The organism is Pseudomonas fluorescens (genome assembly GCF_001648775.1).
Taxonomy (GTDB): Bacteria; Pseudomonadota; Gammaproteobacteria; order Pseudomonadales; family Pseudomonadaceae; genus Aquipseudomonas; species Aquipseudomonas fluorescens_M.
Genome location: NZ_LVEJ01000009.1, coordinates 72,849 through 98,215 on the forward strand (window position 1 = coordinate 72,849; position 25,367 = coordinate 98,215).

25 protein-coding genes are annotated in these 25,367 nt (G+C 58.7%); 18 read left to right on the top strand and 7 right to left on the bottom strand.

Annotated elements, in window-relative coordinates:
- The gene (queF, locus tag A8O26_RS10115; protein WP_064117866.1) at positions 1-831 is read left to right on the top strand and encodes an NADPH-dependent 7-cyano-7-deazaguanine reductase QueF; all 831 of its coding nucleotides are present in this window, start codon (positions 1-3) and stop codon (positions 829-831) included.
- 125 nt (positions 832-956) lie between these two features.
- On the opposite strand, the gene A8O26_RS10120 is transcribed toward queF, so the two are convergent.
- Together A8O26_RS10120 and A8O26_RS10125 are read right to left on the bottom strand one after the other, a co-directional pair.
- Positions 957-1,220, bottom strand: coding sequence for a DUF4404 family protein (locus tag A8O26_RS10120; protein ID WP_064117867.1), 264 nt, complete (start codon positions 1,218-1,220; stop codon positions 957-959).
- A gap of 108 nt (positions 1,221-1,328) precedes the next feature.
- A complete protein-coding gene (locus A8O26_RS10125; protein ID WP_064117868.1) occupies positions 1,329-1,949 on the bottom strand; it encodes a hypothetical protein in 621 nt (206 codons plus the stop codon).
- A gap of 197 nt (positions 1,950-2,146) precedes the next feature.
- On the opposite strand from A8O26_RS10125, the gene A8O26_RS10130 reads away from it, so the two are divergent.
- Positions 2,147-2,836, top strand: coding sequence for an MlaA family lipoprotein (locus A8O26_RS10130; protein WP_064117869.1), 690 nt, complete (start codon positions 2,147-2,149; stop codon positions 2,834-2,836).
- A gap of 52 nt (positions 2,837-2,888) precedes the next feature.
- Here A8O26_RS10130 and A8O26_RS10135 read toward each other — a convergent pair whose 3' ends face one another.
- Positions 2,889-3,188 (bottom strand): PilZ domain-containing protein, encoded by a 300-nt coding sequence (locus tag A8O26_RS10135; protein WP_064117870.1) that lies wholly within the window; start codon positions 3,186-3,188, stop codon positions 2,889-2,891.
- Positions 3,189-3,463: 275 nt separating this feature from the next.
- On the opposite strand from A8O26_RS10135, the gene rssB reads away from it, so the two are divergent.
- Complete coding sequence (gene rssB, locus A8O26_RS10140; protein WP_064117871.1) at positions 3,464-4,645, top strand: two-component system response regulator RssB; 1,182 nt, start codon at positions 3,464-3,466, stop codon at positions 4,643-4,645.
- Positions 4,645-5,127 (top strand): anti-sigma factor antagonist RssC, encoded by a 483-nt coding sequence (gene rssC / locus A8O26_RS10145; RefSeq protein ID WP_042560140.1) that lies wholly within the window; start codon positions 4,645-4,647, stop codon positions 5,125-5,127. Before rssB ends, rssC begins: the two co-directional genes overlap by 1 nt.
- 199 nt (positions 5,128-5,326) lie before the next feature.
- On the opposite strand, the gene tal is transcribed toward rssC, so the two are convergent.
- A complete protein-coding gene (tal, locus tag A8O26_RS10150; RefSeq protein WP_064117872.1) occupies positions 5,327-6,253 on the bottom strand; it encodes a transaldolase in 927 nt (308 codons plus the stop codon).
- A gap of 202 nt (positions 6,254-6,455) precedes the next feature.
- The gene (locus tag A8O26_RS10155; protein ID WP_064117873.1) at positions 6,456-7,409 is read right to left on the bottom strand and encodes a cellulase family glycosylhydrolase; all 954 of its coding nucleotides are present in this window, start codon (positions 7,407-7,409) and stop codon (positions 6,456-6,458) included.
- Positions 7,410-7,703: 294 nt separating this feature from the next.
- Between A8O26_RS10155 and A8O26_RS10160 the strand changes: the two genes are divergently transcribed.
- The 8 genes from A8O26_RS10160 (at position 7,704) to A8O26_RS10195 (ending at position 17,301) form a co-directional block, all read left to right on the top strand.
- Positions 7,704-8,144: a low molecular weight protein-tyrosine-phosphatase gene (locus A8O26_RS10160; RefSeq protein ID WP_064117874.1), complete on the top strand. Its 441-nt coding sequence runs from the start codon at positions 7,704-7,706 to the stop codon at positions 8,142-8,144.
- A 39-nt stretch (positions 8,145-8,183) separates the two neighbouring features.
- On the top strand, positions 8,184-10,412 hold the full coding sequence (locus tag A8O26_RS10165; RefSeq protein WP_064117875.1) for a polysaccharide biosynthesis tyrosine autokinase: 2,229 nt from the start codon (positions 8,184-8,186) through the stop codon (positions 10,410-10,412).
- Between the two features lie 40 nt (positions 10,413-10,452).
- A complete protein-coding gene (locus tag A8O26_RS10170; protein WP_064117876.1) occupies positions 10,453-11,535 on the top strand; it encodes a glycosyltransferase in 1,083 nt (360 codons plus the stop codon).
- Between the two features lie 15 nt (positions 11,536-11,550).
- Positions 11,551-12,663, top strand: a complete 1,113-nt coding sequence (locus A8O26_RS10175; protein ID WP_034156412.1) for a polysaccharide pyruvyl transferase family protein — start codon at positions 11,551-11,553, stop codon at positions 12,661-12,663.
- Positions 12,660-13,892 (top strand): polysaccharide biosynthesis C-terminal domain-containing protein, encoded by a 1,233-nt coding sequence (locus tag A8O26_RS10180; protein WP_064117877.1) that lies wholly within the window; start codon positions 12,660-12,662, stop codon positions 13,890-13,892. Before A8O26_RS10175 ends, A8O26_RS10180 begins: the two co-directional genes overlap by 4 nt.
- Entirely contained in the window at positions 13,883-14,986 is a 1,104-nt protein-coding gene (locus A8O26_RS10185) for a hypothetical protein (protein WP_064117878.1), read from the top strand. The genes A8O26_RS10180 and A8O26_RS10185 overlap by 10 nt, the downstream gene beginning before the upstream one ends.
- A 12-nt stretch (positions 14,987-14,998) precedes the next feature.
- Positions 14,999-16,045 (top strand): acyltransferase family protein, encoded by a 1,047-nt coding sequence (locus tag A8O26_RS10190; protein ID WP_064117879.1) that lies wholly within the window; start codon positions 14,999-15,001, stop codon positions 16,043-16,045.
- Positions 16,046-16,173: 128 nt separating this feature from the next.
- Positions 16,174-17,301, top strand: coding sequence for an SGNH/GDSL hydrolase family protein (locus A8O26_RS10195; RefSeq protein ID WP_064117880.1), 1,128 nt, complete (start codon positions 16,174-16,176; stop codon positions 17,299-17,301).
- Positions 17,302-17,345: 44 nt separating this feature from the next.
- Here A8O26_RS10195 and A8O26_RS10200 read toward each other — a convergent pair whose 3' ends face one another.
- Together A8O26_RS10200 and galU are read right to left on the bottom strand one after the other, a co-directional pair.
- Positions 17,346-17,750 (bottom strand): hypothetical protein, encoded by a 405-nt coding sequence (locus tag A8O26_RS10200; protein ID WP_064117881.1) that lies wholly within the window; start codon positions 17,748-17,750, stop codon positions 17,346-17,348.
- Between the two features lie 32 nt (positions 17,751-17,782).
- Positions 17,783-18,616 carry a UTP--glucose-1-phosphate uridylyltransferase GalU gene (gene galU, locus A8O26_RS10205; RefSeq protein WP_064117882.1) on the bottom strand — a complete coding sequence of 278 codons (834 nt, stop codon included), beginning with the start codon at positions 18,614-18,616 and terminating at the stop codon, positions 17,783-17,785.
- A gap of 389 nt (positions 18,617-19,005) precedes the next feature.
- Between galU and galE the strand changes: the two genes are divergently transcribed.
- The 6 genes from galE (at position 19,006) to A8O26_RS10235 (ending at position 25,206) form a co-directional block, all read left to right on the top strand.
- Entirely contained in the window at positions 19,006-20,022 is a 1,017-nt protein-coding gene (galE, locus tag A8O26_RS10210) for a UDP-glucose 4-epimerase GalE (RefSeq protein WP_064117883.1), read from the top strand.
- Positions 20,023-20,253: 231 nt separating this feature from the next.
- Positions 20,254-20,490 carry a hypothetical protein gene (locus A8O26_RS10215; protein ID WP_007910552.1) on the top strand — a complete coding sequence of 79 codons (237 nt, stop codon included), beginning with the start codon at positions 20,254-20,256 and terminating at the stop codon, positions 20,488-20,490.
- A gap of 144 nt (positions 20,491-20,634) precedes the next feature.
- Positions 20,635-21,696, top strand: a complete 1,062-nt coding sequence (locus A8O26_RS10220) for a polysaccharide biosynthesis/export family protein (RefSeq protein WP_064117884.1) — start codon at positions 20,635-20,637, stop codon at positions 21,694-21,696.
- 11 nt (positions 21,697-21,707) lie between these two features.
- Complete coding sequence (locus A8O26_RS10225; protein ID WP_064117885.1) at positions 21,708-22,373, top strand: YjbF family lipoprotein; 666 nt, start codon at positions 21,708-21,710, stop codon at positions 22,371-22,373.
- Complete coding sequence (locus tag A8O26_RS10230) at positions 22,373-23,131, top strand: capsule biosynthesis GfcC family protein (protein WP_064117886.1); 759 nt, start codon at positions 22,373-22,375, stop codon at positions 23,129-23,131. The genes A8O26_RS10225 and A8O26_RS10230 overlap by 1 nt, the downstream gene beginning before the upstream one ends.
- Positions 23,128-25,206: a YjbH domain-containing protein gene (locus A8O26_RS10235; RefSeq protein WP_064117887.1), complete on the top strand. Its 2,079-nt coding sequence runs from the start codon at positions 23,128-23,130 to the stop codon at positions 25,204-25,206. Before A8O26_RS10230 ends, A8O26_RS10235 begins: the two co-directional genes overlap by 4 nt.
- The last annotated feature ends 161 nt before the right edge of the window (positions 25,207-25,367 follow it).

Below are 25,367 nucleotides of genomic sequence, written 5' to 3' on the forward strand. Positions count from 1 at the left end.
ATGCATCCCGCAGCCGAACACTCGCCGCTGGGCAAATCCAGCGAATACATCGCCACGTACACGCCGTCCCTGCTGTTCCCGATTCCGCGCAACGCGAAATGGGCCGAGCTGGGCCTGACCGCCGACACCCTGCCGTATAAAGGTGTGGACTTCTGGAACTGCTTCGAGCTGTCGTGGCTGCTGCCATCCGGCAAGCCAGTGGTGGCGATCGGCGAATTCAGCATTCCGGCGGATTCGCCGAACATCATCGAGTCGAAGTCGTTCAAGCTGTATCTGAACTCGCTGAACCAGACGCCGTTTGCCGACGTCGGCGCATTGGAAGCGACGCTGGTCAAGGACTTGTCTGCCGCCGCGGGCAAACCGGTCGGCGTGCGGGTTCGCAGCCTGAAGGACGTTGAAGCGGAAGGCGTGGTGGCGCTGCCCGGCGTGTGCATCGATGATCTGGAGATCAGCGTCAGCAACTATGAGCATCCGCGCCCGGAACTGCTGCGTTGCGATGACTCGCGGATCGTCGAGGAGACGGTTTACAGCCATCTGCTCAAATCCAACTGCCCGGTGACCAGTCAGCCGGACTGGGGCACGGTGGTGGTGGAATATCGTGGCTCGGCGCTGGATCACGCCAGCTTGCTCGAGTACATCGTCAGCTTCCGTCAGCACTCGGACTTCCATGAGCAGTGTGTGGAGCGGATTTTCCTTGATCTGCAGCGCTTGTTGAAACCGGAGAAACTCACCGTGTTTGCACGTTATGTGCGTCGCGGCGGTCTGGATATCAATCCGTATCGCAGCACCGAAAGCGTACAGCTGCCGAACCACCGCCTCGTGCGTCAATAAAGATCCGGAATGTGCGATATCCCCTGTGGGAGCGAGCAGGCTCGCTCCCACAGGGGACTGTGTTTCAAGTCCGGAAATGAAAAAGCCCTGCCATCGCTGGCAGGGCTTTTTTGTAGGGCGGGGAATCAGATCCCCATGCTGCCCAGCGCATTGACGATGTTGCGCAGGGTGCCGGCGATGGCCGGGTGTTCAACTTCGAAGCGTTCGACCGCGAGGTTCACGCCATCGGCGATGCTCGCGTCTTGCGTGGCATTTTCCAGTTGAATTTCCGATTCAATCTGCGCCATCAGCGCACGCAGGTCTTCACGCTCGACTTCCGACAGCGGCGGATTCTGCTCCAGCTGCTCGCGCAGGGTTTCGAGCTGTTTTTGCAGTTCTTGGGCGGGCATGGTGTTTTCCTTTTATCGAGAGGCACTGGCATTGACCGCAGCCGCGCGCCAAAGGTCTATGGCTGACCTTTAGATTAATCCACTCCCGTCAAACCTGCATGATCCCGATCAGGGCTTTTCGCCTTTGAGCCGGCGCAGACTGATGTCGGCGAGGCAGGTGTCGAGTTCGCCCAAGTGATCGATCACCGAATGCACGCCGAGGCCGAACAGCTGCATGGTTGCCTTGCCGCGCAACTGTTCGCGTTGTTTCTGGCTCAAGGCTTGCCATTCGCCCGGCGCCAGGCCGCACAGTGAACCGCAGGAGGCGAGGCCGATGGTCCACAGTCCGGCATTCAGGCCGGCTTGCAGCAGACGCGGCTCGCCGCTGACCAGAACGCAGCCGTCGAGGCTGCCGACATTTAAATCCATCAGGGCTTGCCAGCAGGCGTTCGGGGCTGGCCACGGATTGTTTGTTGCTGAATGTTGCGCCGGCCTGATCCACGCCGGTAAGGAGGCCGACAACGGTTGGGCGAGGGCAGGGGGCAGTTCATCCAGCCAGGCGCAGGGAATGTGCTGACGCTGCAAGCTCTGCAGGCTGTCGAGTGCGCCCGGCGTGGCTTCGGCGTACTCGGGCAGGGCGATGGTCTGTTGCCGGGCACGGGCGCCAAAATCCACCAGACAACCGCTGAGTCCGAACAGCACAGCGGTCAGGCTGGACGCGGCGAGGGGCAAGGTTTCAGCGTGTGTCATGGCAACGTCCCTGAAATAACGATCAGGCTAGGGCGTGTCAGTGACAGTTGGATGACAGCGCTGTGAAGGGCGGCGAGTGAAGTGTCCTACAGAACGCTGCATAGGGTGGACTGTCCAAACCGGCTTTTACGCTTATACTAGCGGCCTTAATCCCGGGCTCAGATGTCCGCGACAGTACCATTCCAAGGAGTTTTTCTATGCGCTGGAGCTACCCGCTCGCTCAGCTAAGTGTATGTGCCGGCCTGTTGCTGGCGCCGTTCGCCACTCAGGCCGCAACGGAAGAAGACCCTTGGGAAAGCGTCAACCGCCCGATTTTCCAGTTCAACGACTTCGTTGACACTTATGCGCTGAAGCCACTGGCCCAGGGCTATGAGTTCGTCACGCCGCAGTTTCTCGAAGACGGCATCCACAACATGTTCCGCAACGTTGGCGATGTCACCAACCTGGCGAACAACATTCTGCAAGCCAAACCGGCTGCTGCAGGCGTTGACACCGCTCGCCTGATCTTCAATACCACCTTCGGTCTGCTCGGCTTCTTCGATGTCGGCACCAAAATGGGCTTGAACCGCAGCGACGAAGACTTCGGTCAGACCCTCGGTTACTGGGGCGTGGGCAGCGGTCCGTATGTGATGCTGCCACTGATGGGCCCGAGCACGCTGCGTGACGCGCCTTCGAAGTACGTCGACAGCTACACCGGCATGTATCGTTACATCAACGATGTGCCGGTGCGTAACTCGATCTTCGGCCTGAACATCGTCGACACCCGCGCCAGCCTGCTGTCGAGCGAGAAGTTGATCAGCGGCGACAAGTACACCTTCATCCGCAACGCTTACTTGCAGAACCGCGAATTCAAAGTGAAGGATGGCCAGGTCGAAGACGATTTTTAATCTCGACCGGTAAAAACAAAGGCGACCTTCGGGTCGCCTTTTTTGTGTGCAGCTATTTCATCTCGAGGATGCTCAGGCCGAGCCTCTGGCTGTCGCCTTCCTGCGCCTTGACCCACACCACTTCAGTCTCTGCCTCGAGGCCGCTGAGCGCTGCGTGATCGGAGTCGATGCGCACGCGCAAACGGTCGCCAACCGCGAACTGGCGCGGTGCTTCGACCTGCATGCCACTGCTGGACAGATCGATACAGGTCGCTGAAACCTGATCGCCTGCATGAATCAACACGACATCGGCATCGACCCGCATGCGGATGAAATCGCGCTTTTCGCTGTAGTCCCGACCGGTTTGACTCATGGTTCCGTCCTTCCATTGGGTTACGGTTTGAGCTGTTCTTATAACTCTCGGTGATTTGACAAGTAAAGTCGTCAAGCGACCATCGGCGCATGCTTGAAACGCTCTGCGGATGGGAGTACCGTCTGCGCCTTAGAAGGGCACCTCTGGTGCAATCGCGTTTGGAGCCAATGCTCGAAAGCGGTGCAGCAGAGAGGCTAGAAAGCGAATCCAGTAGTCTGCGCAGGGCCCGATGCCCCGCCAACTACGCCAACCTAATTCTGGCGCCGTTTGCCCACATGCCAAAAACCAGTGCCACGCTGCTGATAATCGATGATGACGAAGTAGTGCGCGCGAGCCTCGCGGCCTATTTGGAAGACAGTGGTTTCAGCGTCCTGCAGGCCAGCAATGGCCAACAGGGTCTTCAGGTATTCGAGCAAGACACGCCCGACTTGGTCATCTGCGATCTGCGCATGCCGCAGATGGGCGGTCTCGAACTGATCCGTCAGGTCACCGAGCGGTCGCCGCAAACGCCAGTCATCGTGGTGTCGGGTGCCGGCGTGATGAACGACGCGGTCGAGGCCCTGCGCCTGGGCGCGGCGGATTACCTGATCAAGCCTCTCGAAGATCTGGCTGTGCTCGAGCACTCTGTGCGCCGGGCCCTGGATCGTGCGCGCCTGCTGCTGGAAAACCAGCGCTACCGCGAGAAGCTGGAAAAGGCCAACCGCGAGCTTGCGGCCAGCCTCAACCTGCTCCAGGAAGACCAGAACGCCGGTCGCCAGGTGCAGATGAACATGCTGCCGGAAAGCCCGTGGAGCATTGACGAGTTCAAGTTTGCCCACCAGATCATCCCGTCGTTGTACCTGTCGGGTGATTTTGTCGACTATTTCCGTGTCGACGAGCGCCGGGTCGCTTTTTACCTGGCAGATGTTTCCGGTCATGGCGCCTCTTCAGCCTTTGTCACCGTGCTGTTGAAGTTCATGACCACGCGCTTGCTGTTCGAATCCAAGCGCAACGGCACATTGCCGGAATTCAAGCCTTCGGAAGTCCTTGGTCATATCAACCGGGGGCTGATCAGTTGTAAGCTGGGTAAACACGTCACGATGGTCGGTGGAGTCATCGACGAGGAGACCGGTTTGTTGACCTATAGCATCGGCGGCCATCTGCCGTTGCCTGTGTTGTACACGCCTGACAGTGTTCGTTATCTGGAAGGCCGTGGTCTGCCGGTGGGGCTTTTCAATGAAGCCACCTACGAAGATCACGTGCTAGAGCTGCCGCCGACGTTCAGCCTGACGCTGATGTCTGATGGCATTCTGGACCTTTTGCCAGAACCTACGCTCAAAGAAAAAGAAGCCGCTTTGCCTCAACGGGTGAAGTCGGCGGGCGGCAGCCTGGATGGTCTGCGGCAAGTGTTTGGATTGGCCACGCTAGGGGAGATGCCGGATGATATCGCCCTGTTGGTGTTGAGCAGGAATCTTTAATGAGTACCGGTAGAATCCAGTTCGCCGAGCAGGACGGCACCTTCGTCCTGAAATTCGTCGGTGAAGTTCGCCTGACCCTGTGTTCGGCGTTGGATGCGACTATTGAGAAAATCTTCACCGCGCTGAATTTCAACGCGATCGTGATCGATTTGACCGAAACCCGCAGCATCGACAGCACCACCTTGGGCTTGCTGGCCAAACTGTCGATCCTGTCGCGGCAGAAGGTCGGCCTGCTGCCGACCGTCGTCACCACCCACGATGACATCACCCGTCTGTTGCAATCGATGGGTTTCGAGCAGGTGTTCAACATCGTCAACCACCCGGTGCCATGCCCGGAGTGCCTGGACGACCTGCCGGATCAGGACCAGTCGGAGGAAGTGGTGCGGATCAAGGTGCTGGAAGCGCACAAGATCCTCATGGGCCTGAACGATTCCAATCGTGAAGCGTTTCATGATCTGGTGAATGCCCTCGAGCGGCATTGATCTCATGAAGTGATGTTGTCTGGGCTGGCCCCTTCGCGAGCAAGCTCGCTCCCACACTGGATCAGCGTCGTTCACAAATCCCCTTGTGGGAGCGAGCTTGCTCGCGAAGGCTTCAGTTCAATCAACGCGGCTCTCAATGCAGAATAAAAAAAGGGCGAACCTGTGAAGGTTCGCCCTTTTTGCATTTCACTCACTCAAATCACAGCTTGGCCTGCAACAGCGCCTCAAGCTTCTCCTGATCGCGGGCAAACTGACGAATGCCCTCAGCCAGTTTCTCGGTGGCCATCGCGTCTTCGTTGGACAACCAGCGGAACTGCGCTTCGCTCAGGCTCAGACGCGCTTCACCGGCATTGCCCGGTGCGAGTTTGCGCTCCAGCTTGCCGGTGTCGGCCGCCAGTTTGTCGATCAGGTCCGGGCTGATGGTCAGACGGTCGCAACCGGCCAGTTGCTCGATCTGATTGAGATTGCGGAAGCTCGCGCCCATGACCACGGTCTTGTAGTCATTGGCCTTGTAGTAGTTGTAGATGCGCGTCACCGACTGTACGCCCGGATCATCGGCGCCGGTGTAGTCGTTGCCGTTGGCCTTCTTGTACCAGTCGTAGATGCGGCCCACGAATGGCGAAATCAGGAACACCCCGGCGTCAGCGCAAGCCGCTGCCTGAGCGAAGGAGAACAGCAGGGTCAGGTTGGTCTGGATGCCTTCCTTCTCCAGCACTTCGGCGGCGCGGATGCCTTCCCAGGTCGAAGCGATCTTGATCAGCACGCGATCGCGGCCAACGCCGGCCTTGTCGTACAGTTCGATCAGACGATGCGCGCGTTTCAGTACGGCATCCTTGTCGAACGACAGGCGCGCATCCACTTCGGTGGAGATACGGCCCGGGATCACTTTGAGAATTTCCTGGCCGACCGCAACGCCGAAACGGTCGCTGGCCAGGCCGACATCGCCCTTGCAGTCGCTGACGCAAGCGTTCAGCAGTTCGGCATAAGCGGGAATGGCCGCCGCTTTGAGCAGCAGGGAAGGGTTGGTGGTGGCGTCGACCGGTTTGACTCGGGCGATCGCTTCGAAGTCGCCGGTATCAGCAACAACGGTGGTGAATTGTTTGAGTTGTTCCAGCTTGGAAGTCATGGGCGTGCTCTATCCTATGGGTCTGATGACATTACCCGAGCGCTGACGGTCACTCAAGGGCGTGTACGTGTATCGATGGCCCCTGCGGCAACAACCTGAAAACGATTGTTTGAAAGGTGGGGCGGGCTATCGATGAATACGATGCCAAAACAGCCAACAGGTTCAAAGCAACCGACCTGCGTACAGGCCGGTTGTGCACGCACTATTGGGCGTTCAACAGGGCTTCGACCGACATGCGCGCCGGTTTCGGTTGTCCGTCGGAGGTCAGCAGGCCGAAGTTCTTCTCGCGTTCATTGCTGCCGCTATCGCTGTTTTTCCATTCATAGATGGAGGTCAGCGGGATGTTGAGTTTTTTAACATCGCCGATAAACGCGTTGATCTTGCTCGCTTGCCCTTCAGGCCCGCCATTGGACGCGAGTGCCGAAATCCCCCATTCACTGATGACCCCCGGCAGATGGAAGTTCTGCTGAATAAACGATTGTGCATTGCTGATCTGCGTGGCGGTCATGCCATAGGGGTGATAGGACACCGCGCTCAGGCATTTCGGGTATTCGCTGACGATACGATTAAGCGCCACGGTAGAGGCCGAGCCCGCGCTGGGTGGCCGGGCGAAGCCGTAACCGATCACCGGCGTCGATGGCGGTTGCCCTTGCAGGGTCTTGCACACGGCGCTCATGAACGGCACAAACGTGGTGTCGAACTTGCCCGTCGGCCAATAGGTTTCCAGGTCCGGCTCGTTCCATAACTCAATCGCGACCATTTGCGAGCCGTACGTTTGTTCCAGCCCGGTCACGGCTTTGGCGAAGCCTTCACCGGCGCTGGCCAGTTCGGCGTTTGAAGTGGCGGGCAACGGCTTGATTGCGCGGACCGTCAGCAGCACCTCCAGTCCTGCGGACTTGGCCGCTGCAAAAGCGTCGCTGACTTGTTGCTGATAAGCCTTGGCAGTCAGGCTCTCGCTCCACACGCCGAAGCGGACAAAACCGAAGCCCGCCGTTTTGATCTGTGCGGCGTCGGCCGCCGTGAAGTTCTGGATCTTCACCTGAACGCCGATGTTCTTGGCGGGAAGGTTAGGGAACAGTTCGCTGGCGTGAACCTGAGTGGCACCCAGCACCATCAGCGCCAGGGCGCCGAGTTTTTTGAGATGTACGGATTTCATGTCTGCTCTCCCGAAGAGAAGTGACAACTACGAATGTTTTATCTCGTTACTCAATTTTCGAGTGAGGTGATGGCACTTAGTGCGCGAATGTTATTTTTTGTCGGAAAACCATTGCCCGAAAATCACAGTTATTTTTAGTCCGCTAATTGTGGTTGGGGCGCTTTTAAACGCTGTGGTACTTAATGCTTCGGTACTAACAGGGCGAATCTATTTCTGAGTGCAGGAAGATCTTGAGGGTTCATTCAAATGCTCTCGGGATGTTGGCCGTTTGACATTACACAGGAAAGTAAAACCTTGTTCAGAAAGATCCTTGTCGTTTGCGTGGGCAACATATGCCGAAGTCCAACGGCAGAACTGATGCTGCGCAACGCGCTGGCCCCTTCGGCCATCACAGTGTCCTCCGCAGGCCTGTCGGCACGGGTCGGCGAGGGTGTCGAAGCCTCCGCCCGCCAAGTGCTGGAAGACCATGGGCACAGCGCCGAGGGCTTCACGGCACGGCAACTGACCGCGGACATCGTCAATGAATCGGACCTGATTCTGGTGATGGAAAAACAACATGTAAATCAAGTATTGAAGATTGCCTCTCACGCCAGAGGCAAAGTATTTCTGCTCGGCAAGTGGCAGAGCGAACGTGAAATACAAGACCCGTATCGTCAAGGCAAGGCCGCTTTTATTCATGCCCATGCATTGATTGAAGATGCTGTCAGCTCATGGGCACAACGCCTCGCGCGTTGATGAATATTCTTCAGATCAATGAATGGTAAGAACAGACTTATGCAGTTACCGTCCGTCATCGGCACCCGCGACAATGATCAAGACAGTATTGATCTTCTCGGCATATTCGGCAGTTTGATCGACCAGAAGTGGTTGATCGGCGCGCTCACCGGCGCCTTCATGGTCACCGGCGTGGCTTACGCGGTGTTGGCCACCCCGGTTTACCTGGCGAACGCGCTGGTGCAGGTCGAGCCGAAAAAGAACGACATGCTCGGCTTCTCCGACCTCAACAGCATGCTCGGTGGGCAATCGCCATCGGTGACCGAAATCGGCATCATCAAGTCCCGCGCGGTGATCGGCAAAACCGTCGATGACCTGCGTCTGGACATCGATGTCACCCCCAACACCTTCCCGATGATTGGCGGCTTTCTCGCCCGGCGTTATCGCGGTGAGACCGAGACCAGCGTCGCTGTGCCGCGTTTCGGTTTGAACAGCTACGCCTGGGGCGGTGAGCGTCTGGAGTTCGCCCGGCTCAATCTGCCGAAAGAACTGCTCGGCAAAAAACTCACCCTGATTGCCGGTGAACAAAAGCACTTCCAGTTGCTCGATGACAACGACAACCTGCTGGTCGAAGGCGTCGCCGGTGAAGCGTTCGCGCAGGACGGCGTGGAAGGGCAGATCTCGCAACTGCAGGCCAACCCCGGCACGCGTTTCGAAGTGGTGCGTAACCCGCGGATCGTGACGATTCAGGGTTATCAGGACGCGCTTGATATCTCCGAGCAGGGCAAGGAGTCGGGGATTATCCGTCTGGCGCTGGCCAGTTCCGACGCCGCTGAAGCGGTGAAGATTCTGAACAAGATCGCCGCGCTGTACGTCGATCAGAACGTGCGTCGCACTTCGGCGGAAGCGGCGCAGAGTCTGGCTTTCCTGCAAAGCCAGTTGCCGCAGGTCAAACGTGATCTGGCCAAGGCCAGCGATGCGCTGAACGCCTATCAGACCCACGGCAAGACCGTGAACATCTCGCTGGAAACGCAATCGGTGCTCGGTCAGTCCGTGGCCTTGGAAACGCGGATCTCCGAGCTGAAAATGCAGCAGGCGGAGATGGACCGCAAGTTCACCAAACAGCACCCGGCCTATCGCGCATTAATGAGCCAGATCGGCGAGCTGACCCAGCAACAGAAGTCGCTGGAAGGCAAGGTCGGCGATCTGCCCGCGACCCAACAAGAGCTGCTCAACCTGACCCGCGATGTCGAAGTCGCTTCGCAGATCTACACGCAGTTGCTGAACAAGTCCCAGGAGCTGGACATCGTCCGTGCCGGTGCCGTGGGGAACGTGCGTTTGGTCGATGCGGCGGATGTCGACCTGACCAGTCCGGTCAAACCGAAAAAAGCCCTGATCGTTATCATCGCGACGTTCCTCGGTGCCTTTGTTGGCGTGGCGCTGGTGCTGCTGCGCAAATCCCTGAGCCGTGGTCTCGAAGGCCCGGAAGCCATCGAGCAACTCGGCCTGCCGGTGTACGCCTCGATTCCCTACAGCGCCTTGCAGGAGGAAGAGGACAACAAAAAAGGTCGCGCCCGCGATGGCGTCGACAAACCGGCATACCTTTTGGCGCTGCGTAACCCGACCGATCTGTCGATCGAATCGATCCGCAGTCTGCGCACCTGCTTGCACTTCGCCGGCCTCGATTCGACCAACAACCGCATCATGATTTCCGGGCCGAGCCCGCAAGTCGGCAAGACCTTCGTCTCGTCCAACCTCGCGGCGGTCATGGCGTTGAGCGGCCAACGCGTGGTGCTGATCGACGCTGACATGCGCAAAGGGCACCTGCACAAAACCCTCAACACGCCGATCACCAACGGTTTGTCCGACCTGCTGGTCAAGCGTTGCAGCATCGATCAGGCAATCAACAAAGTCGAAGTCGACAACCTGCACTTCATCAGCCGTGGTCAGGTGCCGCCCAATCCCTCCGAGCTGTTGATGCACGCCAACTTCCGCGAACTGCTGGCGGAACTGAGCGAACGCTATGACCTGGTGATCATCGACACGCCGCCACTGCTGGCGGTGACCGATGCGGCCATCGTTGGCCGTGAAGCCGGGATTAGCCTGATCGTCACGCGCTTCGGGGTGAACCCGGCCAAAGAGATCGAACTGACCATTCGCCGCTTCGCGCAGAACGGCATCGAGCTCAAAGGCGCGGTGTTCAATGGCGTCGAGAAGCGCGCCGCCAGCTACTACGGCAACGGTGGTTACGGCTATTACAACTACGAATACGCGTCCGACAAATCCTGACTGTCAGCGACTGTTTTTTCCTCTTTGAAGTGGGTGATTTGTGAAGAAAATACTGCACGTGGCAGAGACGATCAAAGGTGGCGTCGCGACGGTCATCCGTACGATTTCGGCGTCGCCTGAAGGCGATGCGGCGAACTACGAGCTGGTGTATCTGGTCCCGGAGGATCAGGCCAAAGAGTTGCACGGCATTGGCGAGGAACAGATCCGCACCTTTCCCCGCACCGGGCGCAATGTGCCGTCGTTGCTGCGTTTCGCCTGGCGCCTGACTCAGGTGATGCTCAAGGAAAAACCTGATGTGGTGCATTTGCACAGCACCTTTTCCGGGGTGATTGGCCGGTGTGTCTGCGTGCTGTTGCGACCGTGGCGCAAGCCGAAAATCGTCTACTGCCCGCACGCGTTTTCGTTCCTGATGGAAAGCTCGCCGACCAAGCAGAAAGCCTATGCGTGGATCGAGCGGGTGCTGCAAAAAGTCACCGACGTGATCATTTGCGTCAGCCAGTACGAACTCGACAAAGCCGCGCGGTTCGGCATCGAGCGCAAGCGCATGACGCTGATCTACAACGGTATTCACCGTAAGGACGTCGAGCCTAAAGCGGCGAGTCCCGAGCCGATTCATCTGCTGTTTGTCGGTCGCCTCGATTACCAGAAAGGCTTCGACGTGTTGCTCAAGGCCTTCGCCAACGTGCAGCGCAACGACCTGAAACTGACCGTGGTCGGCAGCGCGGTCAACGAGGATGCGGTGGAGTGCCCACCGATGGACGCCGTCGAGTATTTGCCATGGGTCACGCCGAGCGAAGTGCAGGCGCTTTACCAGCAAGCCGACGCGTTGATCGTGCCGAGTCGCTGGGAAGGTTTCGCCATGGTGCCGCTGGAAGGCATGGCCATGGGTTTGCCGGTGATCGCCAGCAATTGCACCTCGCTGCCTGAACTGGTCACCAACGAAGTGTCCGGCTACGTCTTTCCCTCCGGCGATCACCAGGCATTGGCCGACGTGCTAACGATCATCCAGAAGCCACGCCTGCTCGACCTCGGCAATGAAGGACGGAGCATCGTCCGCGAGCGTTTCAGCGCCGCGTTGATGATTCGCCAGACCTACGACCTGTATCGCGCTCCCACTTTTTAAGTAGAACTCAAGCATATGAACGTAACGATTTTGCATGGCTACAGTGCGTCCAACTCCGGTGACGGCCTGCTCGTCGATCTGGCCATCGCGCTGGTGCAGCGCAACTTTGGTGAAGACACCGCGATCAGTGTCGTCGCGTCCGATCCGGACTCTTTCAGCTACTTGCCGCACCCGCGTTTCGACGCCCCGGTGATGGCGGCCAAGGGCTTGGGCCGGGTCAAGCAAGCGGTGTTCCTCAATCAGTCTTACGCAGGACTGGCTGACCTGCTGAAGAAAACCGATCTGATCGTCGGCGTCGGCGGCGGCTACATGCGTTCGAAAAGTGCCTTCGAACACATCAAGCTGAAACTCGGCCACGCCAAGCAACTGGAAACCGCGATCCTCAGCAAAGTGCCGTCGGTGTACCTGCCGCAAAGCATCGGCCCATTCCACGGCGAGAGCAGCAAGATCGTCGAGCACTACGCCAGTGCCGACGCGGTGTTCGTGCGCGACAATCGTTCTTCGGCGATTTTCGATGCCTGTGCCAACGTCTACCGCGCGCCGGATCTGGCGGTGCAGTCGCTGGCGAGCAAAATCCTTCAGCAAGCGAAATTCACCCGCTGCGCGTCGTCGCCAGCCACGGTGTGCGTGGTGCTGCGCAAGCCGCCAGAGTGGAGCAAGGAGAAGAAAGTCGCTTACGTGGCCAATCTGAAGTTGCTGCTGCAGCGCCTGAAGAACAAAAGCAAAGTCGTCTGTGCGGTACAGAGCGCGGTGCGTGGCAACGATGACGGCGCGTTCTATCGCGAGCTGGGCATCACTGAAGACCTGCTGTCGTTGAAGGCGACCATCGCCAAATACCAGCCGGACCTGGTGATTTCCGTGCGTCTGCACGGCGCCATCGAATCGCTGCTTTCCGGCGTGCCGGCGTACCACATCAGCTATGAGCGCAAAGGCTTTGGCGCCTATCAGGACATGGGCGTCGAGGACTGGGTGATCAACGGTGGCGACATCAATGTCGACACCATCATCGACACCGTTTACGCGCCGAATGCGTTGTCGAATTTCGGCAAGCGCCTGACCGACACCTGCCGTGAAATCGAAGCAAAAACCGTGGCCATGGACGAGATCATCAAAGGTGTCGTTCGATGATATTTCGGCTGCTGCTTCGCGGCGGAGCGTTAGGCGCGAAGTTTTTGCTGGTGTTGGCGATCACCCATTACCTCGGTTATGAGGCGCTGGGTTTTTACGGCGTGGTGGTCGCGGCGTCGTTGATCGCGTCGAAGTTTTACAGTGTCGGTTTCAGTTCCGAGATCAATCGGCTGATCAGTGTCGGCGGCAGTTCGCGCCGCGTGGTCGACAAAGTCCTGCTGCTGTATCTGGCGGTGGGGCTGTTGTTGTCGGTAGCGACGGTGCTGATCTATTCACTGTTTCAGACGGTCGAAGCGACGACTGCGCTGATCCTCTGCGTGACGCTGGTATTGCTCACTGAGCATCTGTCGTTCGAGATCAATTCGTTCGTGTTTTCCGCGCAGAAAGCCACAGCCGGCGCATTGCTGTTCTTCATCAAGACCGGCCTGTGGGCGGTGTTGGCGGTGGGCGGGATGATGCTCGACTGGGTGTCGGGAATCGCCAGCGTGTTGTGGCTGTGGGTCGCCGCCAACGTGCTGGTGATCATCGCCGGTTACCTGATCGTGGTGAACGAGCACAAGGGCCGGGTCGCCGGCACGTTGGCCACGGGTACCGTGTGGAAGGCCGGGTTACCGTTCTATCTCGGCACTGGTTTGATCGCGCTGAGTCAATACGCCGAGCGCTTTCTGATCGCCGATCTGGAACCCTATGCTGCCCTCGGTAAATACGTCTACGCGTGGTCGGCGGCCAACACCTTGCAGGCGTTGTCTTACGCGGTGGTGGCAGTGGTCGGCATCCCGGTGCTGGCCAAGCGTTTTCAGGCTGATCAGCAGGCGTTCACGGTCAAGCAGCTGTTCATCAACAAGTGGGTCATGCGCTCGCTGGTGGTGTCGGCGGCGGTGGCGGTGGCGATTTATCTGTTCTTCAACGTGGTGCTCGATTACGTCGCTACCAGCGTGCCACGTCCGGACAACGCGATTCTTGCTGTGCTGATTTTTTCCTTCGCCTTGCGCGCGATTGGCGACATTGTCTGGGGCGGTTTGATTGCCTCGAAAAACAGTCGGGTATCACTGGCCAGCGCGGCGATTTGCCTGCTGGTGTCAGTGCCGGTCAGCTATCTGCTGATCAAGCATTATTCGATTTACGGCGCGGCGTGGGGCAATGTCTTCGCGATCATCGTCCAGCTTGTGGTGATTGCTGTGCTGACCCGTGCGACCCAGGCGAAAAAGGCCGCATTGTCATGGGCCTGAAACTGCCGTGCATCGAGTTTCGTGGCAAGCGACTCGATTCGTATGTGTCGTTCCTGATCCTCTTCACCGGGCTGTTTCTGTCGGTGGCGATGCCGCTGCTGATCCCGCGTGATCCGGGGCCGGATGCGATGACTTTGTGGTCGTCCTACGCGCGTGCCGACAACTGCAACTTCTGGAACCCGTTCTCGCCGGATCGCTCGTCCTACGAGTGCTCGGCGTTCCTGCTGCGGCCCACCGGGATTAACCTGACCAATGCCTGGGCCTACGGCATGTTCTGCAATTTTTTCCTCACGGCGATACCGGTGGTGGTGTTTCGGCGCATGCCGTTGGCGATCTTCGGCACGTTGTGTCTGTGGGGGATCGTGCGCTCGTTTTTCCTCGAGAACCTGACCAAGGAAATCATCGTGTCGGTAGCGGTGTTGAGCATTCTGCTCAGCTCGCTGACGCGCAAATATCGCGGCGGGTTTTTTCTCTCGGCAGTGATATACGGCGTGCTGATCCGGCCTTACTGGATTCTGTTTTCGCTGTCGTGGGTCGGCGTCTGCGTGATGAAAAAGTACGTGTCTCGCACCACGTTCTTCCTGATGCTGTTCCTGTTCTACCTCGCGGTGGCCATGTCGATTCAGCTCGCCCTGGGTTTCCCGGTGTCGTCGATTCGCGCCAGTAACAACGAACTGCGCACGGCGGGCGAGGAGGGCTCCAAATCGTTGATCGTGTCGTGGCTGACTGGCAGCGACTTCGTTTCGCAGGCGCTGGACTCGATGATCATCTTCTTCCGCCTGTCGTTCCCGGTGGAACTGATTCTGCTGTCCGGGCCGGGGCAAGTGATCTTCGTCGCGTTGATGATCATGACCGCGTTGCTGCTGTTCAAAGTCATCACCTCGACCGACTACAAAGGCGCACCGATCCAGACCAAACCCAAGGAGCTGATTGCGATTCCGTTGGCGTTTCTGCTGGTGCAAGGCCTGTTCGAGCCGGACTTCGGCTCCTTCGCCCGGCACTTTTCGATGGTGGTGCCGGTGTTGTTTGTCGGCCTGGGCTTGATGCTGCGGGCGAACAAACCGGTGCAGGTTGAATCACGAATTCTGAATTGAGGCAGGTGCTTTATGTCGAGCAAGAAAAAGTCCCTGGAGATTGAAACCCTGCGTGGCCTGGCGTGCCTGCTGCTGGTGCTCTATCACGTCATCGGGCCGCTGGGCGGTGGCTTGAAAATCGATATCGGCTCGCCGTTCCGGGTGATCGCCGACTCGATGGTGTACGTGCGCATGCCGCTGTTCACCTTCATCTCCGGGTACATCTATTCGATCTACAAAATCCGTGGCAATGACTTTTCCGCGTTCTTCAGCGGCAAGGTGCGCCGCTTGATCGTGCCGCTGTTTTGCGTCGGTGTACCGTTCTCGGTGTTGCAAGCGGTGGGGCCGGGGGTGAACAAGGACGTCGGCGTGATCGACGCGTTGTTGTCGTTCTGGGTGCCGGTGAATCACTTCTGGTTCCTGCAGGCGGTGTTCATCATTTTCATGTTCGTCGGGCTGCTGGAGTGGCGCGGGATGCTGCGCTCGGCGACGCGGCTGTATGGGTTGTTCGCGTTTGCGGCTGTGTTGTTTCTGTTGCCGCCGTTCAAGTTCGATGCGTTCGGGATCAACGGCGCGATTTATCTGCTGCCGTTTTTTGTCGCGGGGATGATTGGCCAGGAGAATGTCGACGCCCTGAAACAGCGCTTCAAGGTCATCGGGCCCGTGGTGTTTGTGCTGATTTCGCTGACGCTGTTGTACGTGGCGGCGATTGATCGCGAGTTGATTGTCGATCGTCGTAGCTTGGTTGGTTTGACCGTGGGTTGCGTGTCGTGCATCGCGTTGTTGTCGAGTGATATGCGCTCGAAGGCGCTGACCTGGCTCGGTGGTTATTCCTATGCGATTTTCCTGTTTCATGTGCTGTTCGCGGCGACGTCGCGGTTTGTGCTGGGGCGGTTGGGGGTGAAGGATGAGAGCTTGCTGGTGCTCGGCGGCTTGAGTTGTGGCTTGCTTGGGCCGGTGGTGTTGTCGATGGTTTTCAGTCGGTTCAATTTCACTTCGGTGTTGTTCCTTGGTGAGCGGTCGGCGAAGAAGAAGCCGTTGGTGCCCATCACTCCGGTGCCGCAAACCCAAAGCAGCTAAGAGCTTCGCGAGCAGGCTCGCTCCCACAGTGGATCTCTGCAAGTCACACAATCCCTGTAGATGACCACAATCCCTGTGGGAGCGAGCTTGCTCGCGAAGGGGCCATTTCAGACTGAAGGAAGTTTTGCATGTTGGCAGTAGATGACGCGCAACCCGTCGCAGCGTCGGTAGTTGAGGTGGGCGATGCCCGCGAGCGTTTTGCGCAGTGGCGTGAAGGCAAGGGCGGCGCGGTGTTGTCGGTCTCGGTGATCGGCGACAGCTACAGCGCCGGGCAGGATTTCTACCTGAACAAACTGGTGCAGCGCGTGGCCGGGGAGGTGGGTTTTGCCGGGCCGGGTTATGTCGGTTTCAACCACGGTGCCGCGTTGGGTGGCACGCATTTCAAATACACGCGCAGCAGCGACAAGTACTTCGGAGGCGACTGGAAAGTTTCTGGCCTGGGGCAGGCGAGTCCGGACAGTCGCACAGTCACGGGCCACCCCGGCGCGTGGTTGCAAGTGGATGCGAGTCCGACGCCGCGCATCGATACGGCAGTTACTCAGGCGAAATTGCTTTACCTCGGCACTGGCGAATCCTCTGAGATCCGTTACCGCTGGTCACCTTCACAAGATTGGCAGCCCATGACGCTGACAGGCGCCGGGGTTCAGGAAGTGCCATTGGCGGGCCTGTCCGCAGCGAAAGACTGGTCCTTCAAACTGGAAGTGGTGAAGGGCGCACCAACGTTGTTCGGCCTGTGGATGCGTAACGATCAGAACGGCATACGCGTGTCGAAACTGGCGGCTTCCGGTGCGGCCTCCGCCGATTTCTATCACAAGGATCCGCAATGGCAGGTGCAGTGGAAAGCCGCGGTGTCGAAGATTCCCGCTGATGTTTACCTGATCATGCTCGGTGGCAACGATCAGGGCTTCGGCGTGAAGCCTGCGCAGTACCTGCAGAACGTTCAGGGGCTGGTGGGCATGCTGCGCGAGATTCAGCCGCAGGCGAGCATCAACCTGATCATGCGTCAGGACACCACGCGCTCCAGCGCTTATCCGATGTCGGCGTATGCGCAGGTGCTTGAGCCGTGGGCGCGCGAGCAGCATCTGGGGTACGCCAACCTGCAATGCGCGTTCGGCCCCGATGTTAAGCGCTACGCGGCGGCGATGATCGGCCCGGACAAGATTCATCCGCTGCCGGCCACGGGCGGGAAGGTGATTGCCGATTACTTCTACGGCTGGATCATGGGGGCCAAGGACCGGTGCGATGCCGCCCAGTAATGATCGTTCCCACGCTCTGCGTGGGAAAGATCAGGCGAGAGGCGTTATTCGAAGGCGTCGACTTGCTCGAGCAACTCCGCAATCCTCTGCGGCATCAAGCGCGTATCGCAGCGAGTCTCAACGTTGATGATGATCGCCGGGTCGTTACAGCAAATCCGCACCCGGAAGCGCCAGTCGCTGAAGATCACTTTCAGCCCGTCACGGTCATCCATCTCCAGCGCCTGCTCGCCGTAAAGCTTTTTCAGATGCGCGAGCAGCGGATACGGATCGCGCAGCGGCCGGCGAATATCGCCGGACGCGGGAAACACGCCAATCCGCTCCACCAGCAGAATCGTGCCCAGCCAGGACTCATTGGCGCTGGGCAACGGTTGATGGCGCGACAGCCAGCTCATCACCCCGAGGTTACCCATCTCGCGTTCAATCTCTACGGAATGTTGTGCAATGTTCATAGTGGCCTCGTGGGGTAGGGAGCGGAGCCGTCTCAGCGGCCCTTGAGATAGACGTTTTCGTAGCAGAAATTGGTCGCCTGCAAGTAACCCTCGGCATCACCGCAGTCAAAGCGCAGGCCTTTGAATTTGTAGGCCAGTACGCAACCGTTCTGCGCCTGTTTCATCAGCGCGTCGGTGATCTGGATTTCGCCGCCCTTGCCCGGTTGGGTGTCGGCGATCAGGTCGAAAATGTCCGGTGTGAGGATGTAGCGGCCGATGATCGCGAGGTTCGACGGCGCGTCTTGCGGGGCCGGTTTTTCCACCATGTTGTTGACCCGGTAAATGCCGTCGGACATCAGCTCGCCGGCGATTACCCCGTACTTGTGCGTCTGGTCGGCCGGGACTTCCTGGATGGCGACGATCGAGCAGCGGAATTTCTTGTACAACTGGATCATCTGCGTCAGGACGCCGTCACCTTCCAGGTTCAGGCACAGGTCATCGGCCAGCACCACGGCGAAGGGCTCGTCGCCGATCAGCGGACGACCGCTGAGAATCGCGTGACCGAGGCCCTTCATTTCCACCTGACGGGTGTAGGAGAAGGTGCAGGTGTCGATCAGCTCGCGGGTGCCGGCGAGGAATTTCTCTTTCTCGGTGCCACGGATCTGGTGTTCGAGTTCGTAGCTGATGTCGAAATGGTCTTCCAGCGCACGCTTGCCACGACCGGTGACGATGGCCATGTGTTGCAGGCCGGCGTCCCGCGCTTCTTCAACGGCGTATTCGATCAACGGCTTGTTGACGATCGGCAGCATCTCTTTCGGCATGGCTTTGGTGGCCGGCAGGAAACGCGTGCCATAGCCGGCAGCGGGGAACAAACATTTACGAATCATAAAAGTATCCTGGACAGTCATGGAACACAGGCGACAAATGCACGCACTCAATGAGGGCGTGCAAGTTTGAATAATATTGAACGCCTGCTTTAATACCTGAGTCAGGTTGTTAATGGCAATTAATCGAGGGGGTAAAAGCCGGCAATGTTATGAGATGTCGGTTAGCGCGTTATTAGTTATTTTTAGTCGGTATCTGTTGATAGTGATTGGTGCACTTGCAGTGCTAATAAGTACCGGGCAATACAGTTTGAACTGGCAAAATAATTATGGCCAGTCATTGAACTAATTTTGTTTGAGGTTGTTGTCGGCTTGTTTGTGTGGATTGTGACACATCTCCAGCACAAGAAGCTTGACACCCACTCGGTACTTATCCAATGACGGACCGCGCTATGAAGATTCTGGTAACGGGTGGCGCCGGCTATATCGGCTCGCACACCACACTTGCGCTGCTTGAAGCAGGTTATGAAGTTGTCGTACTGGATAATCTTTGTAACAGCAGCGAAGCAGCGTTGCACGCCGTTGAAACCATCTGCGGCAAGAGTGCCTGGATGATCCGCGGCGATGTCTGTGATCGGGCGCTGCTCGACCGCATCTTTCGCGAGCACAACATCGAAGCGGTGCTGCATTTTGCCGGCCTGAAAGCCGTCGGCGAGAGCGTGCGCAAACCGCTCGAATACTACGAAACCAACGTCAGCGGCAGCATTAATCTATGCCAGGCGATGGCGGCGGCGGGGGTGTTTCGCCTGGTGTTCAGTTCGTCGGCCACCGTATATGGCGAGCCCGAACAGATGCCGATCCGCGAGGACTTCCCCACCGGCAACCCGACCAATCCCTACGGCCAGTCCAAGCTGATCGTCGAGAACGTCCTGCGCGACCTGAGCCAGGCCGAGCCGCGCTGGAGCATCGCCTTGCTGCGCTACTTCAATCCGATCGGCGCGCACGACAGCGGCCACATGGGCGAAGACCCCAACGGCATCCCCAATAATCTGGTGCCTTACATTAGCCAGGTGGCGGTCGGCAGCCTTCAGGAATTGTCGATTTTCGGCAACGATTACCCCACCGTCGATGGCACTGGCGTGCGCGATTACATCCACGTCGTCGATCTGGCGGACGGGCATTTGAAGGCGTTGCAGTCGATCTCCGCGCGCACTGGTATTCATACCTGGAACCTCGGCACCGGCGATGGCTACAGCGTGCTGCAAGTGCTCCACGCCTTCGAGCAGGCCTGCGGGCAACCGGTGCCGTATCGGATGATGCCGCGCCGCTCCGGGGATATCGCCGAGAGTTGGGCCGATGCTTCCAAGGCTGCAAAAGAGTTGGGCTGGAAAGCCACGCGCAACTTGCAGGATATGGTCACTGACACTTGGCGCTGGCAATCGAACCATCCCAAAGGCTACTTGCGATGATGGCCATTTAGTCCAATGTTATTTTCAGTCAGCTTGTTAGATAACGTCGGGAAATTACACTGGCAATGCCTTTTGCAAGTCCGTAGATATAAACCTGCCGTTCGACTTTTATCAGTTGGGTAAGACTGTGAAAGAACAACGGATCTTGTTCGCGCTTTTTGCGGACTTGAACGCTACCACCTCTAACTCAGACCGGTTTTTTAACAGGTCGAATGTTAGAAAGGAGTTGTTATGAAAAAAGTGATGGCAGTTGCCCTGTTGACGATGTTGAGCAACTGGGCTGCCGCCGCTGAAGCACCGCTGACGGCGGTGACCAATGTAGGTGGCAATGTGGCGGCTTCTCAAGCGCCGGCAGCCAGTACTGCAATGGTCGCCAGCGCAGTAGCGGCGTCTAACAGCGGTGGCAGTGCCAATGGCGGTACTACCGGTACCACGGGTACCACCGGTACCACCGGCACGCATAACTAACAGGAACATTTGTTAGTGCAGTACAAGGTCGCCCGACGTAAGTCGGGTGACTTTGTTTTAGGATTCGCCCTTGAATAGCGTAGTGCCATTATGACTCGTAGTGTTTATCTTTTAATGTTGGCAAGTCTCGCTTTGCAAGGTTGCATGTTTTCCCCCGGTCAATACCTCAGCACCGGTAGCATTACCCGCCAGGGCGCCAGCGAAAGCAGTCGGGTCGAGCTGATTCCGATCACCCCCAAGTTGATCGCCATGAATCGCGCCACGCAAAAGCGTGAGTCAGTGCCGGCGGAGCTGTTGGCGACCCCGGCCGAATACCGCATCGGCAACAACGATGTTCTCTACATCACCGTGTGGGATCACCCCGAGCTGACGGCACCATCGGGCGCGCAACAACAGATCGATGCCAACGGCCGACTGGTGCGTTCCGACGGCACGCTCTATTACCCGTTCATCAAGGAAGTCCAGGCCGCCGGCCGGACCATCCAGCAACTGCGCTCGGACATTGAACAGCGGCTGTCGGCGTTCATCGCCGAGCCGCAAGTGGATGTCGCGGTGTTGCGTTTCGCCAGTCAGAAAGTCGTGGTCACCGGTGCGGTGGCCAAGGCCGGCCCGCAAGCGATTTCCACCAATCCGCTGAGCGTGGTCGAAGCCCTCGGCTCGGCCGGTATCGACACCAACAACGCCGATTTGTCCGGGCTGCTGCTGACGCGTAACGGCCGCACTTATCCGCTGAATCTCGACTCGCTCAATCAGCAGGATTCCGAGTTGCAGAACGTTTACCTCAAGGGTGGCGATCAGCTGTATCTGCCGTACAACGACAACAAGCGCATCTACGTGATGGGTGAGGTCAACCAACCGCGAGCCCTGAGTTTCAAGACCGCGACAATGAACCTCACCGATGTGCTCGGTTCGGTCGGCGGCTTGAGCCAGACCACCTCCAACGGCAACGCGGTGTACGTCATTCGTGGCGTGGAAAACCTCGATGTCGAACCGGCGAAGATCTACCAGCTGGAAGCCGAGTCGCCGACCGCCATGGCGCTCGCCTCGCACTTCGAAGTCCGCCCGCAGGACGTGGTGTATGTCGGGCCTGCCAACGTGACTCGCTGGAACCGTCTGATCAGCCAATTGGTGCCGTCGGCATCGATTGTCGGCACTGGCGCTTCCGCTGCGAAGAACTGGAGCGAATACAGTAACAACAGCAAATAAGGTCGCCGACTTTGAACATTTTGAAAGTTGGCCTGTGCCTGATGGCGGCCTCGTTGCTGTGCGGCTGTAACCCGCTGATGAGCGCTTCACTGAACAACCTTAAAGCGGCGGTGGTCGGCCCGGATGAAGTCGACGTGTCGGCGGCCGAGGTCGCTGGGGTCAACTACCCGCAACTGAAACTGACCACGCCGTCTGGCTCCGGGGTGCTGGCGCTGGTGCGCGAGCGTGAAGACCTGCAGTTCTGGGTCGCCTCGGGCAAACAAGTGCTGCTGCTGCGTAATGGCCTCGCCGTGCGCAGCATTGGCCTGGGTCTGGAAGGTGATCTGGATGGCACGCGGCTGGCCGACGACTCGCCGTTCAAACAAGGCCTGCATCACGTCGCCGATGGTTTCACCACGCGGCGCTGGATCGACCTCTACAAGGGCCAGGAAGTCGGGGTGATCGTCAACAGCCGCTTCTCGCGCCGCTCGGAACAGACCCTGCAGATTCTCGACAAGGAATACACCGTGCTGCGTGTCGATGAGCAGATTGAGGCCCCGGCCATCGGCCTGAGCGCGACCAATCGTTACTGGGTCGACCCGCGTGACGGTTTCATTTTGCAGAGCGAGCAGCAGCTGACGACGCAGTTGCGCGTCAAGTTCGTGCAACTGACCCCTGATCGCAGGCACCTGCCGTGATGCGCCTGAAAATGTTATCGGCGAGCCTGGTGCTGGTCGCGAGTGTCAGCCAGGCCGCCGTCACGGTCTCGGGCGATGTCGCCAATCCCGGGCCAGTTCCGCTGCCACCCGGCGGGCGCTTGCTCGATGTGATCAGTGAAGCCGTGCCGAATGCCGAAGGCTATTGGCTGGCGGGCGGGTTGTTGCGGCAGTCGCTGATTGAGGAGCAGACACGGCTCAAGGTTGGCGTGCTGTTCGATCTCGACGTGCTGCAACGCATGTCGATGCTGTTCGACCGGCCGAGTCGTGCGGCGCTGGCGCAGCGCATTGCCGAAGAAGTGCGGCAGATGCCGGTGACGGGACGGCAGATTGCCGATCTTGATCCTGTGGCGCTGGAAGTCGGCTTCGCGCGCAACATTCGCCTCGACGACGGTGATCGTCTGATCTACCCGAAACGCGTCGACGAAGTGCAAGTGCTCGGTGCCGTCGCCGAGCCTTGCCACTTGCCGTATGAGCCGTTGCAGGAAGCCCGTGAATACCTGCAAGGCTGCTCGATCCTGAGCGATGCCGAAGCCGATTACCTGTGGCTGATTCAGCCCAATGGCGAGTCGCGGCGCGTCGGCATTGCCCACTGGAATCGCGAGAGCGGGCAATTCCCCGTGGCCGGCAGCAAGATTCTGGTGCCGGTGAAAAATGATGATCTTGATCCGCCTATCCCTGAGCTGAATCAGCAGTTGGCTGAATTTATTGCCACGCAGCTGGCCGAGGTGGTTCGTTGAAGTTACGTTTTGCAGCTGTGTTGTTATTGCCGTGTGGTTTGGCTCATGCAGAGCCGCGCATTACCCAGAATGACTTCGGTGGCACCGGTCTGTTGCAGACGCCGACCGCGCGCATGGCCCCGGCCGGCGAGTTGAGCGTCAACGCCAACCGCACCGATCCGTACAGTCGCTACAGCGTGTCGTTGCAACCGCTGGACTGGCTCGAAGGTTCGTTTCGTTACACCGCGATCACCAACCGGCCGTACGGCTCGGAGGCCCTCAGCGGCAGTCAAAGCTATAAGGACAAGGCGGTCGACGTCAAAGTCCGGCTGTGGCAGGAAAGCCACTGGTTGCCCGACGTGGCCCTGGGCTTCCGAGACGTCGGCGGTACCGGCTTGTTCTCCAGTGAATTTTTCGTCGCTAACAAGCGTTACGACAATTTCGATTTCAGCGCCGGGATTGCCTGGGGTTACCTCGGTAATCGCGGCGACATCGACAACCCGTTGGGCTACGTCAGCGATCGCTTCGATACCCGCCCGGCCCTGGAAGGCACCGGTGACGTCAACTCGGGTTCGTACTTCCGTGGTCGGCCGTCGTTTTTCGGTGGCGTGAGCTATCAGACGCCGTGGGATCGCCTCAGCCTGAAACTCGAATTTGAGGGCAACGACTACAAGCACGAGCCGAAGGACAACGAGATCAAACAGGACTCGCCGATCAACCTTGGCGCGGTGTTCAAAGTCACCGATTCGGTCGATGTCAGCGCGGCGTGGGAGCGCGGTAATACGGCGATGTTCGGCGTGACTTTCCACACCAATTTTGTCAGCCGCAAGGCACCGGCCAAGACTTACGATCCGACCCCGGAACCGCTGCCGGCGAAGGCACCGACCACGGCAATGGATCAGGTCAACTGGGCCAACGTCTCGCAGCGTTTGCAGCAGAATGCCGGCTACAAGGTCGAGCGCATTGCGCAGCGTGATTCCGAGCTGATCGTGTATGGCGAGCAGCAGCGCTACTTCCATTCGTCCAAGGCTGTCGGGCGGGCGAGCCGGATTCTCGACAACAGCGTCAACGACGACATCGACTGGTTCACCGTGGTCAACAAGCGCTACGACTTGCCGCTGGAAGAAACCAGCGTGCCGCGCCAGACCTTCCGCGAAGTGATCAACAACGAAGAGCCACTTGAGTCGCTGCACCGCACCACCGAGATCAACCCGGCGATGCCGCACAACGAGAAGACCCTCTACACCGAAGCGCCGCAGCATTTCAGCTATGGCGTGGGGCTGGGCTTCAAGCAGAACGTCGGCGGCCCGGATGGCTTGCTCTATCAATTGAGTGCTGATGCCGACGCTGAATATCGCTTTAACCGCAACACCTGGTGGAGCGGTTTGCTCAGTGCCAACCTGGCCAACAACTTCGATAAATTCACCTACGATGCGCCGAGCGGTCTGCCGCGTGTGCGCACGGATTTGCGTCAGTACCTGACCACGTCTAACACCACCATGCCGTTGTTCCAGGTCAGTCATGCCGAGCAACTGGATAAAGACCTGTATGGCATGGTCTACGGCGGTTATCTGGAGTCGATGTTTGCCGGTGTCGGCGGTGAGGTACTGTTCCGCCCGACCGGCGAGCGCTGGTCGGTGGGTGCGGATATCAACTGGGTGCGGCAGCGTGATTTCGATCAAGGCTTTGCGCTGCGCGATTACTCGGTGGTGACGGGGCATATCACTGGCTATACCGATTTGCCGTTCGATACGTTGGCGGCGGTTAGTGTTGGGCGTTACCTGGCCGGAGACTGGGGCGGCACGCTGGACATCTCGCGCGAGTTTTTCAATGGCGTGCGCTTTGGCGCCTGGGCGACGATTACCACGGCGGGCAGTGCCGAGTATGGCGAGGGTAGTTTCGACAAAGGCATCTACCTGTCGATCCCGTTCGACGAAATGATGAGCATGTCGACCATGCGCCGCGCCAACCTGGTCTGGGCCCCACTGACCCGTGACGGTGGTGCGCGACTGAGCCGCAGCTACCAACTGCACTCGATGACCGACAGCCGGGAAGGGGACATGTTCTATCGTAATTTCGAGAAGATCACGGAGTAAGCGCGGATCTCCCGAACACCCTCTGAAACCTGTGGGAGCGAGCTTGCTCGCGAAGGCGTCAGCACAGTCAACATCAATGTTGCCTGACCCACTGCTTTCGCGAGCAAGCTCGCTCCCACATTGGATTTTCATCACGCCACAAATCCCGATGCCATCCCAAA

Bases quoted from the DNA above. Each gene is read 5' to 3' on its own strand.
- A8O26_RS10230 (WP_064117886.1), top strand. From the start codon at position 22,373: ATGCGCCTGAAAATGTTATCGGCGAGCCTGGTGCTGGTCGCGAGTGTC.
- A8O26_RS10165 (WP_064117875.1), top strand. From the start codon at position 8,184: ATGCAGTTACCGTCCGTCATCGGCACCCGCGACAATGATCAAGACAGT.
- A8O26_RS10175 (WP_034156412.1), top strand. From the start codon at position 11,551: ATGAACGTAACGATTTTGCATGGCTACAGTGCGTCCAACTCCGGTGAC.
- A8O26_RS10215 (WP_007910552.1), top strand. From the start codon at position 20,254: ATGAAAAAAGTGATGGCAGTTGCCCTGTTGACGATGTTGAGCAACTGG.
- A8O26_RS10195 (WP_064117880.1), top strand. From the start codon at position 16,174: ATGTTGGCAGTAGATGACGCGCAACCCGTCGCAGCGTCGGTAGTTGAG.
- A8O26_RS10185 (WP_064117878.1), top strand. From the start codon at position 13,883: ATGGGCCTGAAACTGCCGTGCATCGAGTTTCGTGGCAAGCGACTCGAT.
- A8O26_RS10180 (WP_064117877.1), top strand. From the start codon at position 12,660: ATGATATTTCGGCTGCTGCTTCGCGGCGGAGCGTTAGGCGCGAAGTTT.
- A8O26_RS10155 (WP_064117873.1), bottom strand. From the start codon at position 7,409: ATGAAATCCGTACATCTCAAAAAACTCGGCGCCCTGGCGCTGATGGTG.
- galU (WP_064117882.1), bottom strand. From the start codon at position 18,616: ATGATTCGTAAATGTTTGTTCCCCGCTGCCGGCTATGGCACGCGTTTC.
- A8O26_RS10190 (WP_064117879.1), top strand. From the start codon at position 14,999: ATGTCGAGCAAGAAAAAGTCCCTGGAGATTGAAACCCTGCGTGGCCTG.
- queF (WP_064117866.1), top strand. From the start codon at position 1: ATGCATCCCGCAGCCGAACACTCGCCGCTGGGCAAATCCAGCGAATAC.
- rssB (WP_064117871.1), top strand. From the start codon at position 3,464: ATGCCAAAAACCAGTGCCACGCTGCTGATAATCGATGATGACGAAGTA.
- A8O26_RS10135 (WP_064117870.1), bottom strand. From the start codon at position 3,188: ATGAGTCAAACCGGTCGGGACTACAGCGAAAAGCGCGATTTCATCCGC.
- A8O26_RS10200 (WP_064117881.1), bottom strand. From the start codon at position 17,750: ATGAACATTGCACAACATTCCGTAGAGATTGAACGCGAGATGGGTAAC.
- A8O26_RS10130 (WP_064117869.1), top strand. From the start codon at position 2,147: ATGCGCTGGAGCTACCCGCTCGCTCAGCTAAGTGTATGTGCCGGCCTG.
- A8O26_RS10125 (WP_064117868.1), bottom strand. From the start codon at position 1,949: ATGACACACGCTGAAACCTTGCCCCTCGCCGCGTCCAGCCTGACCGCT.
- A8O26_RS10220 (WP_064117884.1), top strand. From the start codon at position 20,635: ATGTTTTCCCCCGGTCAATACCTCAGCACCGGTAGCATTACCCGCCAG.
- galE (WP_064117883.1), top strand. From the start codon at position 19,006: ATGAAGATTCTGGTAACGGGTGGCGCCGGCTATATCGGCTCGCACACC.
- A8O26_RS10120 (WP_064117867.1), bottom strand. From the start codon at position 1,220: ATGCCCGCCCAAGAACTGCAAAAACAGCTCGAAACCCTGCGCGAGCAG.
- rssC (WP_042560140.1), top strand. From the start codon at position 4,645: ATGAGTACCGGTAGAATCCAGTTCGCCGAGCAGGACGGCACCTTCGTC.
- tal (WP_064117872.1), bottom strand. From the start codon at position 6,253: ATGACTTCCAAGCTGGAACAACTCAAACAATTCACCACCGTTGTTGCT.